Source organism: Absicoccus intestinalis, from assembly GCF_033971885.1.
In the GTDB taxonomy this organism is placed as follows: Bacteria; Bacillota_I; Bacilli_A; order Erysipelotrichales; family Erysipelotrichaceae; genus Absicoccus; species Absicoccus intestinalis.
The window spans coordinates 13,775-28,682 of sequence record NZ_JALBUS010000015.1 but is presented as its reverse complement, the minus strand read 5'-3'; the positions used below and the strand labels follow the sequence as shown (position 1 = coordinate 28,682).

18 protein-coding genes are annotated in these 14,908 nt (G+C 41.3%); 15 read left to right on the top strand and 3 right to left on the bottom strand.

Annotated features, from left to right (window positions below; genetic code table 11):
• The first annotated feature begins 26 nt into the window (after positions 1–26).
• From MOZ64_RS09070 to MOZ64_RS09060, 3 genes are all read left to right on the top strand, one after another.
• Positions 27–269: a glutaredoxin family protein gene (locus MOZ64_RS09070; protein WP_320326246.1), complete on the top strand. Its 243-nt coding sequence runs from the start codon at positions 27–29 to the stop codon at positions 267–269.
• Between the two features lie 23 nt (positions 270–292).
• Positions 293–805 carry a ferritin gene (locus tag MOZ64_RS09065; RefSeq protein ID WP_320326245.1) on the top strand — a complete coding sequence of 171 codons (513 nt, stop codon included), beginning with the start codon at positions 293–295 and terminating at the stop codon, positions 803–805.
• 122 nt (positions 806–927) lie between these two features.
• Positions 928–1,503, top strand: coding sequence for a hypothetical protein (locus MOZ64_RS09060; protein WP_320326244.1), 576 nt, complete (start codon positions 928–930; stop codon positions 1,501–1,503).
• Here the strand turns inward: MOZ64_RS09060 and MOZ64_RS09055 are convergent.
• Complete coding sequence (locus MOZ64_RS09055) at positions 1,422–3,893, bottom strand: NYN domain-containing protein (protein ID WP_320326243.1); 2,472 nt, start codon at positions 3,891–3,893, stop codon at positions 1,422–1,424. The two genes, MOZ64_RS09060 and MOZ64_RS09055, sit on opposite strands and share 82 nt — an antisense overlap.
• Here MOZ64_RS09055 and malQ point away from each other — a divergent pair.
• The 3 genes from malQ to MOZ64_RS09040 all read left to right on the top strand — a co-directional run bounded on the left by malQ (position 3,855) and on the right by MOZ64_RS09040 (position 6,526).
• Positions 3,855–5,438, top strand: a complete 1,584-nt coding sequence (gene malQ / locus MOZ64_RS09050) for a 4-alpha-glucanotransferase (RefSeq protein WP_320326242.1) — start codon at positions 3,855–3,857, stop codon at positions 5,436–5,438. The genes MOZ64_RS09055 and malQ overlap by 39 nt on opposite strands.
• Positions 5,439–5,504: 66 nt before the next feature.
• Complete coding sequence (locus tag MOZ64_RS09045) at positions 5,505–6,047, top strand: hemerythrin domain-containing protein (protein WP_320326241.1); 543 nt, start codon at positions 5,505–5,507, stop codon at positions 6,045–6,047.
• Positions 6,048–6,109: 62 nt separating this feature from the next.
• Complete coding sequence (locus MOZ64_RS09040) at positions 6,110–6,526, top strand: universal stress protein (protein WP_320326240.1); 417 nt, start codon at positions 6,110–6,112, stop codon at positions 6,524–6,526.
• 34 nt (positions 6,527–6,560) lie between these two features.
• Here the strand turns inward: MOZ64_RS09040 and MOZ64_RS09035 are convergent, their stop codons facing one another.
• Complete coding sequence (locus tag MOZ64_RS09035; protein WP_320326239.1) at positions 6,561–7,559, bottom strand: helix-turn-helix transcriptional regulator; 999 nt, start codon at positions 7,557–7,559, stop codon at positions 6,561–6,563.
• 67 nt (positions 7,560–7,626) lie between these two features.
• Between MOZ64_RS09035 and MOZ64_RS09030 the strand changes: the two genes are divergently transcribed.
• On the top strand, positions 7,627–8,295 hold the full coding sequence (locus MOZ64_RS09030; protein WP_320326238.1) for a lysoplasmalogenase family protein: 669 nt from the start codon (positions 7,627–7,629) through the stop codon (positions 8,293–8,295).
• Here the strand turns inward: MOZ64_RS09030 and MOZ64_RS09025 are convergent.
• Positions 8,234–8,530, bottom strand: coding sequence for a GIY-YIG nuclease family protein (locus MOZ64_RS09025; RefSeq protein WP_320326237.1), 297 nt, complete (start codon positions 8,528–8,530; stop codon positions 8,234–8,236). The genes MOZ64_RS09030 and MOZ64_RS09025 overlap by 62 nt on opposite strands.
• 23 nt (positions 8,531–8,553) lie before the next feature.
• On the opposite strand from MOZ64_RS09025, the gene MOZ64_RS09020 reads away from it, so the two are divergent.
• The 8 genes from MOZ64_RS09020 (at position 8,554) to fumC (ending at position 14,905) form a co-directional block, all read left to right on the top strand.
• Positions 8,554–9,102, top strand: a complete 549-nt coding sequence (locus tag MOZ64_RS09020; RefSeq protein WP_320326236.1) for a glycerol-3-phosphate acyltransferase — start codon at positions 8,554–8,556, stop codon at positions 9,100–9,102.
• Positions 9,103–9,105: 3 nt separating this feature from the next.
• Positions 9,106–9,510, top strand: coding sequence for a nucleoside-diphosphate kinase (gene ndk / locus MOZ64_RS09015; RefSeq protein WP_320326235.1), 405 nt, complete (start codon positions 9,106–9,108; stop codon positions 9,508–9,510).
• 65 nt (positions 9,511–9,575) lie between these two features.
• Positions 9,576–10,184 carry a cupin domain-containing protein gene (locus MOZ64_RS09010; RefSeq protein WP_320326234.1) on the top strand — a complete coding sequence of 203 codons (609 nt, stop codon included), beginning with the start codon at positions 9,576–9,578 and terminating at the stop codon, positions 10,182–10,184.
• 2 nt (positions 10,185–10,186) lie between these two features.
• Complete coding sequence (locus MOZ64_RS09005; protein WP_320326233.1) at positions 10,187–11,134, top strand: L-lactate dehydrogenase; 948 nt, start codon at positions 10,187–10,189, stop codon at positions 11,132–11,134.
• A 108-nt stretch (positions 11,135–11,242) separates the two neighbouring features.
• Positions 11,243–11,518: an acylphosphatase gene (locus MOZ64_RS09000; protein WP_320326232.1), complete on the top strand. Its 276-nt coding sequence runs from the start codon at positions 11,243–11,245 to the stop codon at positions 11,516–11,518.
• A 1-nt stretch (position 11,519) separates the two neighbouring features.
• Positions 11,520–12,167 (top strand): HAD hydrolase-like protein, encoded by a 648-nt coding sequence (locus MOZ64_RS08995; RefSeq protein ID WP_320326231.1) that lies wholly within the window; start codon positions 11,520–11,522, stop codon positions 12,165–12,167.
• Positions 12,168–12,176: 9 nt separating this feature from the next.
• Positions 12,177–13,535: an MATE family efflux transporter gene (locus MOZ64_RS08990; RefSeq protein WP_320326230.1), complete on the top strand. Its 1,359-nt coding sequence runs from the start codon at positions 12,177–12,179 to the stop codon at positions 13,533–13,535.
• 2 nt (positions 13,536–13,537) lie between these two features.
• A complete protein-coding gene (fumC, locus tag MOZ64_RS08985) occupies positions 13,538–14,905 on the top strand; it encodes a class II fumarate hydratase (RefSeq protein WP_320326229.1) in 1,368 nt (455 codons plus the stop codon).
• Positions 14,906–14,908 lie beyond the last annotated feature (3 nt).

The following is a 14,908-nucleotide window of genomic DNA, read 5'->3' as shown; positions in this document are numbered from 1 at the left end:
AAAATTGAAGGAAAGGAGGACACAAAATGAAGTTAGATCTTTATATGTTTGAAACCTGTCCCTATTGTCGAAAAGTGATGCGCGAGATTGAAGCGCAAGGACGTAAGGATATCACGTATCATGACATCCATAAAAACGAAGAGGACCGACAAACACTGATTCGTGTGGGTGGCAAGGAACAGGTGCCTTGTTTGTTTATCAATGGTCAGCCAATGTATGAAAGTGATGAGATCGTGTCATGGTTGAAATGCCATAAAAAAGCACTATAATACAGGTGAATGGAGGAATTTATATGTTGGATAAAAAAGTGAAAGAATTGATCAATACGCAAGTCAATAAGGAATTTTATTCGGCGTATTTGTATTTGGATTTTGCGAATTATTTTTATGATCAAGGCTTAGATGGTTTTGCGAATTGGTATGATGTCCAAGCCCAAGAAGAACGCGATCACGCGATGATGATGCGTCAATATTTGATCGATAATGGCGAACCGATTCAATTTTTAGCCATCGACCAACCCGATAAGACGTACGCTTCTATTGAAGATCCATTGAAATTTGGTTTGGAACATGAACAATATGTGACTTCATTGATCAATACCATCTATGCAGCGGCAGACGATGTCAAAGACTATCGAACCATGCAATTTTATGATTGGTTTGTGAAAGAGCAATTGGAAGAAGAAAAGAATGCCGAAGATATCTTAAAGAAATATCATTTGTTTGGATCCGATCCAAAAGGATTGTATGCCTTGGATCAAGAATTGGCTGCTCGTACCTATGTAGCACCAACAGTAAACGCTTAATGAATTTCAAAAAGAGTTGTGTTTGTCACAGCTCTTTTTTGTTACAATAAAGACAAATGAAAACGCTTTTAAAATTATGCTTTCTATCTCTTTTGGTCTTTAGTTTAAGTAGTTGTGCTATCTTGGAAAAACACAAAGTGGAAAAAACGGTAGATACGTATTGGACCGATATCGAAAAGGGAGAATGGATCCAAGCTCTGGCCATGACTGATATGCAGACATCGTTTAACGATAAGGTCCAGCTCATTGATGATAAGGAAGTACAAAAACAAGTCATGAATGAAGTGGATCATACGATGCGGGACACTTTATCCCAAATGGTTCAATCGCATTCGATCCAATCGATTACGCTGAATAAGCAACAAACCAAGGCCAAGGTCCAAGTTACGATTCGTTATCGCAAACTGGATGTGGATGCTTTGAAAAATCAATTGTATGTGGATCTTTTGCCGTATTTGATGAATTCGTCGTCCTTAAAGGAAAATATTCCGACCATTGGCAAACAATGTCGCAAAGATATACAGGCCAATCTATCTACGTCAAAAGTGGTCACCAAAAAAGCCACCATGACATTGGTAAAGAAAAACGGGGCATGGAAGATCCAGACCCCGGACATTCAAAGTGTATGGAACGTCTTGAATGCTTCGGCATTGGTGGATAGGGCTCGTTTTTCGAGTTCTCTGGCCGACATTCTTTGACAGCCATGGGCTAAAATGGTGTTTTGGATCAAGCCATCACTGGAAGCCACGATCAAACGATATTGTTTTTTCCATGCCGATACATGTTTTTCAATATAGCTATCGGCCGTTTCATCGTATTTGGTGAAGATGACTTCCAAATCGCCTTTTTTATAGGAACGATGGGTACTATCTTTTACACGATAGGCATCAAAAACGATGATCAAGAAACAATTGCGATAGCCTTGATAATTACTTAAAAGATCAATGAGTCGATCTCTAGCAGAATCAAAGGGGAGGCCTTTGAGACTTTCCCATCCAAAGATCTGATTGTAGCCATCGACTACCAAACACTCGGGTTTGATGGTTTGTGGTTGGATTTCGACTTTTTCTAGATCGATTTTCTTTTTCTTCTTTACCTTGTGTTTATCTTTATTTGTATTCTTTCCATTTGTCCTTTCAAATACCCGTTTGGCTTCTTCATCGGAAATGGTATATTTGACACTGCGATACGACTGGCTATTTTCACTTTTGGGTTGAATGTGCATATAGTCATCAACTTCATTCCAAGGGACATAGAAACCAGCTCCATGGGTACAAAAGATCGAACCGGTTGGATGACGTCGATCTTTTTCGGGATCATAGGCTTTTTGAGCAATGATCGTATCAGCATCTTCACAAATGTCATAGCCAGCCAAACGACAAGAAAATGTACCCAAGCCTTTGGATATCGCCGTTAATTCATTTTGGTAATTGGCTAACGTGCGAACCGGTCCTTTTCCGGTTATGGTGTGGTCTTGGACTTCGACTTTGGCATGTCGTTGATCGAGATCATATAAGACGCGGGATAAACTGCTTTGTGGCACTTGGATCGTAAAGTCATAATAAGGTTCCAATAAGATGTTTTTGGCTTGCATCAAACCTTGGCGAATGGCTCGATAGGTTGCTTGGCGAAAATCGCCACCCATCGTATGTTTGATACTGCCTTTGCCCGCTATCAAAGTGATTTTCATATCCGTTAGGGGACTTCCGGTTAATATGCCCGGATGTTCTTTTTCTTTTAAATGGGTCAAAATCAAATGCTGCCAATTTTGAGGAAGCGCATTGGTGGATACTTCACTTTCATAGATCATACCGCTATGGCGCGCAAGAGGTTCCAATTGAAGATGGACTTCGGCATAATGACGCAAAGGTTCAAAATGACCTTTCCCAATGACAGGCGCTTGAATGGTTTCTTTAAAGAGGACGTCGCCATGGCTAAAACCGACTTCAATTTGGGTCTTTTCATAAATGCGTTTGGAAAGAACTTCCATTTGCATGGGTCCCATCAAGCGTAAAGTGATCTTTTTGCGTTTTTCATCATAGACCATATGCAGTTGTGGGTCTTCTTGTGACAATTGGGCGCAAACGTCTTTTAAAGAGAGTGGATCCACACCACTTGGTAAGACCAATTCATAATGCATGTATGCTTCTAAAGTAGGGACGCGACAATCGGTTTGCCAACCGATGCCTTGGCCAACTTCCAAATGCGATGGGCCTGTCCATACACAAATCGTACCAGCCGATACTTCTTGGACCGATTCATAGCCTTGGCCATTGTACAGGCGGATTTGATCGATCTTTTCTTCTTCATTGATCTTTTGTTTAACTTTACACGTACCCCCTGTGATCTTTACATGAGTGAGTCGTTGGCCTTTTTCATCTATCGAGATTTTATAGACCAAAGCACCAAAGGCAGAAGGGTATTCTTTATCCAAACTGTATTGTACGATCGCATCCATGAGGGGTTGGATGCCTTCTTGTTTCAGGGCTGAGCCAAAGAAACAAGGAAAACATTCCCGTCGATAGATGGCTTGTTGGATCAAAGCGGGGGAAATCGTATGGGTTTCGATATAGGCATTCAAACAATCTTCATTTGCTAAGGCGACTTTTTCCAGATAATCGGTCGAACCAAAATCAATACAGGTATTGGGTAGATCATTCAATAATTCCTCTTTGCTGCGAAAACAAATATCCATTTTATTGACAAATACGATCGTCGGAATTTGATAGTGTTCCAAACAGTTCCAAATGGTCTTGGTATGGCTTTGGATGCCATCTTGTCCATTGATCAACAAAATGGCCAGATCCAAGACTTGGAGACTTCGTTCCATTTCGGCCGAAAAATCAATGTGTCCAGGTGTATCGATGACATAGATATCGGTATCAAGCCATTCGAAGTGTGCTTCTTTGGAAAAAATCGTAATGCCACGTTGGCGTTCTTGGTCATCAAAATCCAAAAAGGCATCTTGGTGATCGACGCGTCCCAAGGTACGAATTTGATGGCTTTGATACAACATCGATTCAATTAATGTGGTCTTGCCAGCATCCACATGGGCCAAGATCCCTACGGTTACTTTTTTCTTATCCATACCACAAGACTATCATACTTTTGTGCTAAAATAGAAATCGAAAGTAAAAGAGGAATGATCATGAAACGCAGTGCAGGTATTTTATACCCTATTTTTTCTTTGCCATCTCGATATGGGATTGGTTGCTTCTCTAAGGAAGCGTATGAATTTATCGACTTTTTAAAAAAAGCCGGACAAACTTATTGGCAGATCTTGCCTATGCATCCGACCGGATTTGGCGATTCGCCCTATCAACCGGTTTCTGCTTTTGCGGGCAATCCCTATTTCATTTCTTTAGAAGATCTGATCCAAGATGGTTTATTGACCGAAGAAGAATGCAATAGCTATGATTTTGGTCATGATGTGGAACATATCAATTATGGCGCATTATATAATTATCGCCAAGACTTGATCAAACAAGCTTTTGTGCGGTTTCATGCCGATGATGACTATGAGACATTTAAAAAAGAAGCATCGTATTGGTTAAAAGACTATGCTTTATATATGGTCATCAAAAAACAGCAGGAAGGCAAAAGTTGGAATGATTGGCCTTTAGAGGCACGCATGCGCAAGCCAAGTTATTTGAAACAAATAGAAACGGAAAATAAAAAAGTAATGAATTTTTATTATTTCCAACAATATGAATTTGCGAAACAATGGAAAAAAGTATTGGCTTATGCTCATTCCCAAGGCATTCAGATCATTGGGGATATGCCTTTCTATTGTGCAATGGATTCCAGTGATGTGTGGGCACATCCCGAAATTTTCTGGATGGATGAAGACTACCTACCTAAATATGTGGCTGGAACACTGCCGGATGCTTTTAGCCCTACGGGTCAACGATGGGGCAATCCAGTCTATGATTGGTCGGCTTTAAAGAAGACCCATTACGATTGGTGGATGCAACGGATGCAACATGCCCAAAATTGGTTTGATGTGGTGCGAATCGATCATTTTCATGGGTTTAGTGAATATTGTGCGATTCCTTATGAGGATCAAACCGCTGAAAACGGTATTGCGAAAAAAGGGCCAGGATTGGATTTCTTTCAAGTGTTGAAACGGGTTTGTCCGGATATACAGATCATTGCCGAAGACTTGGGCACCAATACCCCGGAAAAAGAAAAATTATTAAAAGAGAGTGGCTTCCCGGGCATGAACGTTTTACAATTTGCGTTTACGGGATGGAATCATGATAGTTACTATTTGACCCATAATCATAAGAAGAATAGTGTCGTTTATACGGGTACGCATGATAATCCAACCACGTTGGAATGGTTTGAAACCTTGAATGAAAGTGATCGTATCTTTGCTTCGAAATACATTCATACGGATGCCAACAATCCAGGTCAATTTGTATGGGATTTCATTCGGGAAGCGTATCGTTCGGTGGCCAATCTAGCCATTGTATCTTTATCGGATTACTTGGTCAAAGGCAAGGAAGCAAGGATCAATACGCCAGGTACTTCACAGGGCAATTGGCAGTGGCGTTTGGTTCCCCATTTCTTATCGGATGAATTGGCATATAGTATTCGTGATCTGGCTGATATTTATGGGCGATTAAAATAAGCGTTGGTTTTCCAACGTTTATTTTATAAGGACCATGATACCATGTACGCGTTGGAGGAAAGTACGATGTATGCCATTGATTTAATGATGAATGAACACATTCAAATACGAAAAATGTTAGAGGTCATGCGTGCCATGGTCAAACAGTTACAAGCAGGAGAAGATGTACCAATTGAAGATTTTGAAGCTACGGTTGATTTTGCTCGAAAGTATGCCGATAAACATCATCATATGAAAGAGGAAGATATTTTATTTCCGGAACTTATGGAAACGGTATGGATGACGACCGATATCATTCAAGGGGTCATGTTGCCTGAACATCAAGAAGGTAGAGAGCATATTGCCCGTTTGGCCGATGCTTTGGAACAATGCAAAGAAGAACCAACGGAAGAAGCCGTTTCTACAGCTTGTTTGGAAATTGACTACTATACCACCTTGTTGAAGGAACATACCGAAAAGGAAGATCAAGTTTTGTACCAAATTGCTTTGATGCATTTACCGGAAGAGTCCAAAGAAAAAGTGGATCGTTTGTGCAAAGAAAAAGAAGCAAAAGAACCGGTGGAATCTTATTTGAAAAGTTTAGAAAGCTTATCCGCAAAGTATCTGTGATACTTTGTGTTTTTTTATGGAGAGTGTATAATATCAATGAAAGAGAAGGAGACTGACGGTATATGAAAAAAGTATTATTACCTATTGATGGTACACGGCGTAGTCTACAAACAATTGATTGGTTAAAGGCAAACTACAAACCCGAAGATGTGGAAATTACTATGTTCATGGTAACGGATTCGGTTGGGGAAATGGAGCTCAAAGCCAAGTATACATCTGCGCAAGAATATATGATGTCCGTCATGAAACATAGTTCCGATGATGAATTGGTGGATCTAGGCTACAAGGTGGATTTTGAAACAGCTTATGGCAATCCGGGTGAAGAAATTGTCAAATATGCCAAAAAAGGTAAATTTGATGCGATCATCATGACCAAATCTACAAAGGATGGCTGGTTTAGTACAATTGGTTCGGTAACGACGTATTGTGTCAAATATGCGGATACCGTTGTCATGATCATTCCCGAAAAAAATCATTAAGAAAGATCCCTAAAGGTATGCCTTTAGGGATTCTTTAGTCTTGGTATTGATTGGATACGCTTTGTACCAATGCTTTCATTTGTTGGACCACATCATCCGGGCCGATGATCTTGACTTGATTGCCTAGGGCAATGATCCAACCTAAAAATTGTTGACTAACAGCGACATAAACGGTGGTTTGAATATGGTCTGGATCGACGATTTCAATCGCAATGTCTTTGCCAAAACGATCGATCAAGACACCAACCATATCATTTTTAGCACGCAGGGTCACATGGCATTCTTTGCCACCAAACATCCCAAATAAGCTTTTGGTGTAATTGGGCAAACGAAATTTTTTGAATGGTTCTTTGCCTTGTCGATCATGAGGAATGATCTCGATATATTTCATCTTATCGACCCGATAGTGCTTGATCTTTTGATCTTGGGCATCAAAACCAACGAGATAATAGTTTTCATCATCCCACATCAAAGCCCAAGGGCTCACATGATATTTTGTTTCTTTCTTTTTTTTCATTTCTTTATGGATCGTCCATTGGTAGTAATAGAACTCGATTTGTTTATCGGCATTGATGGCCTCATGGATGCGGTCCACATTATAATAAATCTTCTCATTCATCGTCTTGACGCGACCGGCAATGATGACTTGTCGATTCAATTGTTTCGCTTCGGCATGGCTTGCCAAGGATTCCAACTTACCAATCAATTCTTTTGATTTTTTGTCGGTGATAAATTTGGCCGATTGTACGGAATCCACTAATAATTTTAATTCGGCCAGCTCAAATAACCGACTGCCAACATTATAGGTCCATTGTTTACCGGTTCGATTCATCGTAATGTCCAAGCCAAAATCTTGGAGCTCTTGAAAATCCTGATACAATGTTTTGCGATTGGCATTGACGCCATAAGCAGCCAATTTCTCAATGATCTGATTCATGGTCAATGGATGCGCATCGTCTGTTTCTTCATTAAAGATCTTCATCAAATACAACATCTTTAATTTTTGATGTTCACCCTTCCGAATATTTGCCATAAAAAACCTCCATCACTAACAGTATAGCGTAAATGTGTTATAGTGGAACAAGAAGAGGGGAATGTTTATGATTTGGATTCTTTGGGGCATGATCATGTTGGTGTTGTTCTTGCGTGCCCGCATCAACCATCAAAGAGTATCTGCACTCTTTTTTAAGGTGGCCACTTCGATTGGTTTTTTTGGTTGGGCATGTTGGTTAGCTTTTCAACATCCATCTTCCATGGCCATTCTGATCTTGGTCGCTTTATTTTGTGGTGTGTTTGGTGATATGTGGTTAGGCATGAAATGGACCTATCCAAAACAGGATCATCCATATACGTTTGCGGGTTTTATTTCCTTTGCGATCGAACACTTCTTTTTGATTTGTTTTTTATTGCGCCAATACGGCCATCCCATGCTTTTATTGGTCATCTTGTTGGTGGCCATGGGCTTAAGCTATGCGATCGTGGGCATGGAAAAAACCATGCATTTGCGATATGGCATCTTTAAAGGAATCTCCTTGATCTATGGTACGGTATTGTTTGCGGTTCCTTTGTTTAGTTTGACCTTGATGGTTGGCTATCAACAAGATGCCACCTTGACCCTTTTACTTGGTGGAACCCTTTGTTTTGTATTCAGTGATCTGATCTTGAGCCGGACCTATTTTGGCACCAACAACGATCGTCCCATCGATATCATTGTGAATCATGTTCTTTATTATTTGGCACAGTTTTTGATTGCGGCGATCCTGCTTTGATCAACTGTGCCTTTTCTTGGCGAGATAATTGTTTGATCGCATATTCACGCCCCATGGCTTCTTGTTTGGTCGCAAAGGTCTCATAATACACAAGCCGTACGGGCCGACGACTCTTGGTGTATTTGGCCCCCTTGCCGACATTGTGCGCATGGATACGTTTTTCGAGATCATTGGTCCATCCAGTGTAGTAGGTGGTGTCTGCACACTCAACGATATATACATAATTCTTATTCATACCATCTATGATATACTATTTTCATGAGATGGATTTGTCTTTTGATTGGATATTTTTGTGGCTCTTTTTTAACGGCGGATGTCGTTAGTTACCATTATACCGGCCATTCGGCAGCCACCTTAGGAGCCTCTCACAACCCGGGTATGGCCAATGTCATGCGTACGTTAGGATTCAAACCGGGCATGATCGTATTGTTGGGCGATCTAGGTAAATGTGCTCTTGCGATGGGCCTTAGTCATTGGTTGTTTCCGACATCCTTGGCCATATTGTATGCAGGCTTGGGGACCATTTTCGGTCATGATTTTCCGTTTTGGCGCCATTTTCATGGTGGGAAAGGTGTGGCCTGTACGTGTGCTTTGTTGGTGATGTATCGTCCAATGTGGGGTTTGATTGCCTTGATCATCGGCGGACTTGTTGTCGTTGTATCCAAAAAATTATGGATCGGGGGTATATGGATGCCGATGCTTTGTATCCTTCCTTGGATGATGCAAAGCAAAGAAGCTGGTCTAGTTTGTATCCTAGTGAGTGGATTGAGTCTGTATTCTTTTCGAAAAGACATTAGAAAGAGGTAGAACATGTCAAAAGAAAGAACCTATGTGATGTTGAAACCCGATGCGCTGCAACGTGGCTTAGTGGGGGAAATCCTTGGACGTATCGAAGCCAAAGGCTATCATTTGGTCCAAGCCAAGACGATGATGTTGGATGAGCCAATTTTAAGAGAACACTATGCCCATATTGCTGACAAACCTTTTTTTCCTGAAACGGTGGCTTATATGACTTCAGGTCCCGTCTTGGCCATGATCTGGGAAGGGGAAAATGCGATTGCCGGGATTCGTCAATTGATGGGAGCTACGAAATTTGAACAAGCCCAAGCTGGTACGATTCGTGGGGATCTAGCTTCTTCTACGACTTATAATTTGATTCATGGATCGGATGGCCCCGAGACGGCCGAAATTGAAATAAAACGCTTTTTTGGTTAGACTTCGTTGGAAAAACAACGAGGTCTTTTTTTAGGTTCTCTATAATAAGAATCAGGAGGTAGCCTATGAAACTGTATGATGAAAACATACCGGTTGCAGGATGCACGATATCTCATCAAGAAATGGCCGATGTCACCCATTTTTCTTTAGCCAAACAGACATCGATCTCAGCGGAGAGATATCCATGTGATGCGTTGTATATCGTGGATACCGGCAAATTAAAAATAAATGGCCACGCGCTACAAGACAAGGATTGTTTATTTGTAGCTGCCAATACTTTGAGTGGTGTCGAAGCAGAGACAGATTCGGTTTATACAGAAATATTGATCAAGGAGGAAACGAAGATGAATGAAGTATTAAAAAATGTAGATGTGTTTCAATTGAAAGATTTGATTCCCTATCAAGCCGGGAAAATCGTAAATATGGATCTTTTATCCAACGATAAGATGAAATTTGTGATCATGGCTTTTGATGATGGCTGTGCATTGGCCGAACATGCAGCTCCAGGCAATGCCTTGATCTTTGCGTTAGATGGTCAAGCCACGATCACTTATGAAGGAAAGCCATATGAAGTGCATGCGGGTGAAAATTTCCGTTTTGAAAAGAATGGCAAACATGCCGTACAAGCAAATGGTCCATTTAAAATGGCTTTATTGGTTGAATTGGAGGGATAAACATGGTCAATGTTCGAAAGGTTGCGATGATTGGTTGCGGTTTTGTGGGTTCCGCCTCTTGTTTTGCCTTGATGCAAAGTGGTTTATTCTCCGAAATGGTCTTGATCGATGCCAATCAAGAAAAAGCCGAAGGGGAAGCTTTAGATATCAGTCATGGTTTGCCCTTTGCGTCACCAATGCAAATCTATGCCGGTACGTATGATGATATTGTCGATGCAGCCATCATCATCATTTCTGCTGGTGCAGGCCAAAAACCCGGAGAGACCCGATTGGATCTAGTAAAAAAGAATGTTGGTATTTTCCAATCCATTTTACCTGAAATTGCCAAACGCGATGTGCAAGGTATTCTTTTGGTTGTTGCCAATCCAGTGGATATCTTGACCTATGTAGCACAAAAAATGAGTGGTTTACCTGAAAACCGTGTGTTTGGATCGGGTACTGTTTTGGATACAGCCCGTCTTCAATATATGTTAGGACAACACTTAGCCGTGGATCCTCGCAATGTCGATGCGATGATCATTGGTGAACATGGCGATAGTGAAATTGCGGCTTGGAGCTGTGTTCGCGTATCCGGTGTCCCATTGGATGATTTTTGTGAGATGCGTGGTCATTTCCACCATGAACAGTCCATGTATAAAATTGCACAAGATGTAAAAAATAGTGCCTATGAAATTATTGAGAAGAAAAAAGCAACCTACTATGGCATTGCGATGAGTGTCAAACGTATTTGTGAAGCCATTATTCGAGATGAAAAATCCGTATTGCCCGTATCGAGTGCGATGCATGGCGAATATGGCTTAAACGATGTAACTTTAAGCATGCCAGCTATTGTCGGAAAAGATGGCATCGAAACATTGGTTCCGATGGAATTGAATGAAAAAGAACAAGAAGAACTTCAACAATCTTCCATTGTCTTAAAAGATGTCATCCAACAAGCTTTTCATGCATGATAAACGCAGAGGATCCTGGAACATTCCAGGATTTTTTCATTGGATCATTTATCCATATTTTGTCGTGCGAGGCCTCTAAAAAAGAGGATCGCATGGTATACTAGAAGCATGGAAAGAAAACACATTTGGTTTACGGGACAAGTACAAGGTGTCGGCTTTCGTTGGACAGCTTCACAATTGGCCGAAAAGATGCATTTGAGTGGATGGTGTCGTAACGATATGGATGGCCGGGTCGAAATGGAGATTCAAGGTGAGGCTTCGATGATTTCTCGATTTCTTAAGGAATTGGGATCGTTTGGTTCCATTCGGATCGATCATATGGATATGCATTCGATCCCCGTTGTTTCCAATGAAACCGGTTTTGAAGTGAAGTTTTGGTGGTAGCATGAATTATCTATTGTTTGATCTGGATGGTACTATTTCTGAATCGGCTTTAGGCATTACCCAATCGGTCCAATATGCTTTATCGACCATTGGCATCGAAGAACCCGATCTGAAATCCTTGGAACACTTTGTTGGGCCACCTCTAAATACGGAATTTCAAAAGACATATGGTGTAGATGAGACAACCGCAAAAGCCTTGGTCCAGGCCTATCGCACTTTTTATGAGGAAAAAGGTATATGGGCGTGTTCGATGTATCCGGGCATGGATTCATTGCTTAAACAATTGAGCCAACAAGGCAAGACCTTGGGTATTTGTTCGAGCAAGCCCAAGTATTATGTTGAAAAGATCCTTGTTCATTTTGGTATCTTGGATCATTTTGGTTTGGTGAATGCGCCCGATATGAAAGCGGAGCTACAAAAGCCACATCGAGAAGGGAAAGCTGATTTGATTGAAAAAGCATTGTGTCAATGGCAAGTGGATCTTTGTCAAGTGGCAATGATTGGCGATCGTCAAGTGGATATTTTGGGTGCCAAAGCCAATGGGGTGTATGCGATTGGGGTCCGGTATGGCTATGGTCAGAAAGATGAATTCATAGCGGCGGATCTGGTTGTGGATTCCATCGCTCAATTGGCCCAATTTCTGTTATAATACATGTGTATGAAACAAGTTGATTTTGCGCATGGATCGATCACGAAAAATATCTTTCAAACGGCGATGCCCATGTTAGTGGCTCAAGTTTTGAATCTTCTTTACAATATCGTCGATCGAATCTATATTGGTCGCATTCCCAAGATAGGAACGCTGGCCTTAGGTTCGGTCGGCCTTTGTTTTCCTATCATTACCATCATCATGGCTTTCACAAATCTTTTTTCCAGTGGTGGGGCTCCCTTATTTGCAATCGATCGCGGTAAACAAGATTCCATCCATGCCCAAAAGATCATGGATACTTCCTTTGTGATGTTGGTCTATACTGGTGCTTTTCTAACTCTGGTTCTGTTTGTTTTGGCGCAACCCATCTTGATCGCATTTGGCGCTTCGAAACAAACCCTTGTCTATAGTCTTCCCTATATGCGTATTTATTTGATTGGAACCATTGCTTCCATGATTTCAACCGGCATGAATGCGTTTATCAATGCCCAAGGTTATCCCAAAGCAGGCATGACGACCGTATTGATTGGGGCCATCGCGAATATTCTTTTGGATCCCCTCTTTATTTTTGTCTTTGGTTTGAATGTGGAAGGTGCGGCCATCGCAACGGTGATTTCCCAGATCTTATCGGCCATTTTCGTGATTCGTTTCTTGACGCAATCCCAAATTGAAATTACTTTGCATTGGATCAAGCCTTCGGCTTTTTATCGTGCAAAAGATATCCTTTCTTTAGGTTTAGCTGGATTTATCATGCAGCTGACCAATGGACTGGTACAGATTGCATGCAATCATATGCTCAGTCTGAGTGGTGGTGATTTGTATGTATCGGTCATGACCATCGTTTCGAGTGTTCGTCAAATGTTGGAAATTCCTATTTGGGCCATTACGGATGGATCCAGTCCCATCTTATCGTTCAATTATGGATCCAAAGCGTATCCACGTGTCAAACAAGCGTTTTGGGTCATGTTTGGTTTGACTTTGGTCTATGCCAGTTTGATCTGGTTGTTGATTGAAAAGATTCCTTTGTTTTTTATCTCGATTTTTTCCAATGATCCCATATTACAAGGGCCATCTCGTCAAGCGTTGCATCTTTACTTTTTTGCCTTCATCTTCATGGTCTTTCAATATACTGGACAGACCATGTTTAAATCCTTAAATCGAAAAGGCTATGCGATCTTTTTTTCCTTGTTGCGAAAAGCCATCATCGTCATTCCTTTGACGCTTGTCTTGCCTCATTGGTTAGGGGTGCAGGGTGTCTTTATCGCCGAACCCATATCCAATGTCATCGGTGGTTTGGCTTGTTTTATCACGATGTTTTGTACATTGTGGAAAGAATTAACGTATAATGATACACGTAAAGGAGGCTAAACATGACGAAGTATCGTATAGAACATGATTCCATGGGGGAAATGAAAGTTCCTGCCGATGCATTATGGGGTGCACAGACGCAACGAAGCAAACAAAATTTCAAGATTGGTCAAGAAAAGATGCCACAAGGCATCATTGAGGCTTTTGCGATCTTGAAAAAAGGAGCCGCCATTGCCAATAAAAAATTAGGAAAATTGGATGCCGACACTTGCCAATTGATCCAAACCGTTTGTGATGAGATTTTAGCGGGCAAATGGAATGATCAATTTCCATTGGTTGTCTGGCAAACCGGTAGCGGGACACAATCCAATATGAATATGAATGAAGTGATTGCGAATCGGGGCAATCAAATTGCGCAAGAAAAACGTTTGCATCCCAATGATACGATCAATATGTCACAATCATCCAATGATACGTTTCCCACCGCATTACACATTGCGGCGGTTCGAGCCATTACCCATCAGTTATTTCCAGCCATGGATCATATGATCCAAGTGTTGGATCAATTGGAAAAAGCCAATCGCAATGTGATCAAAAGCGGACGTACCCATCTACAAGATGCGGTTCCCATTGGGTTTGGACAAGAAATTAGTGGATGGAAAATGATGATCGTCCAATCCAAGGCATACATTCAATCGACTCTGCCTTATCTTTCCCAATTGGCTTTGGGAGGAACGGCGGTTGGTACGGGATTGAATGCACCCAAAGAATTTGGTCAAGAAGCCGCTGGGATCATTAGTCAATTAACGGGTCTTTCGTTTGAAACGGAGCCCAATAAATTTCATGCCTTAAGTAGTAAAGATGCGATTACCTTTAGCCATGGTGCATTGAAAGCATTGGCTGCCGATTTAATGAAGATTGCCAATGATGTACGTTGGATGGCTTCCGGACCTCGGTTGGGCTTAGGTGAAATCACCATTCCAGCCAATGAGCCAGGCTCTTCCATCATGCCAGGGAAAGTCAATCCGACCCAATGTGAAGCGGTAACGATGGTGGCAGTACAAGTGATGGGCAATGATACGACCATAGGGATGGCTGCGAGTCAAGGAAACTTTGAATTGAATGTATTTATGCCGGTGATTGCCTATAATTTTTTACAATCCGTGGATTTGTTGGCGGATTGTATGAAGTCGTTTACCGATCATTGTTTGGTTGGTATTCAGGCCAATACGGCGAAGATGGACTATAATTTGAAGCATTCTTTGATGTTGGTGACGGCATTGAATCCATATATTGGGTATGAAAAGGCCGCGCAAACGTCAAATTTGGCCTTTAAAGAAAACATTTCATTAAAAGAAGCTGTAGTCAAATTGGGATATATGACCGAAGATGAATTTGATGCAGCGGTACAACCAGAAAAAATGATATAGGGA

Coding starts and splice junctions, on each gene's coding strand:
- MOZ64_RS09070 (WP_320326246.1), top strand. CDS start 27: ATGAAGTTAGATCTTTATATGTTTGAAACCTGTCCCTATTGTCGAAAA.
- MOZ64_RS09065 (WP_320326245.1), top strand. CDS start 293: ATGTTGGATAAAAAAGTGAAAGAATTGATCAATACGCAAGTCAATAAG.
- malQ (WP_320326242.1), top strand. CDS start 3,855: ATGGGCCAAGATCCCTACGGTTACTTTTTTCTTATCCATACCACAAGA.
- MOZ64_RS09055 (WP_320326243.1), bottom strand. CDS start 3,893: ATGGATAAGAAAAAAGTAACCGTAGGGATCTTGGCCCATGTGGATGCT.
- MOZ64_RS09045 (WP_320326241.1), top strand. CDS start 5,505: ATGTATGCCATTGATTTAATGATGAATGAACACATTCAAATACGAAAA.
- MOZ64_RS09040 (WP_320326240.1), top strand. CDS start 6,110: ATGAAAAAAGTATTATTACCTATTGATGGTACACGGCGTAGTCTACAA.
- MOZ64_RS09035 (WP_320326239.1), bottom strand. CDS start 7,559: ATGGCAAATATTCGGAAGGGTGAACATCAAAAATTAAAGATGTTGTAT.
- MOZ64_RS09030 (WP_320326238.1), top strand. CDS start 7,627: ATGATTTGGATTCTTTGGGGCATGATCATGTTGGTGTTGTTCTTGCGT.
- MOZ64_RS09025 (WP_320326237.1), bottom strand. CDS start 8,530: ATGAATAAGAATTATGTATATATCGTTGAGTGTGCAGACACCACCTAC.
- MOZ64_RS09020 (WP_320326236.1), top strand. CDS start 8,554: ATGAGATGGATTTGTCTTTTGATTGGATATTTTTGTGGCTCTTTTTTA.
- ndk (WP_320326235.1), top strand. CDS start 9,106: ATGTCAAAAGAAAGAACCTATGTGATGTTGAAACCCGATGCGCTGCAA.
- MOZ64_RS09010 (WP_320326234.1), top strand. CDS start 9,576: ATGAAACTGTATGATGAAAACATACCGGTTGCAGGATGCACGATATCT.
- MOZ64_RS09005 (WP_320326233.1), top strand. CDS start 10,187: ATGGTCAATGTTCGAAAGGTTGCGATGATTGGTTGCGGTTTTGTGGGT.
- MOZ64_RS09000 (WP_320326232.1), top strand. CDS start 11,243: ATGGAAAGAAAACACATTTGGTTTACGGGACAAGTACAAGGTGTCGGC.
- MOZ64_RS08995 (WP_320326231.1), top strand. CDS start 11,520: ATGAATTATCTATTGTTTGATCTGGATGGTACTATTTCTGAATCGGCT.
- MOZ64_RS08990 (WP_320326230.1), top strand. CDS start 12,177: ATGAAACAAGTTGATTTTGCGCATGGATCGATCACGAAAAATATCTTT.
- fumC (WP_320326229.1), top strand. CDS start 13,538: ATGACGAAGTATCGTATAGAACATGATTCCATGGGGGAAATGAAAGTT.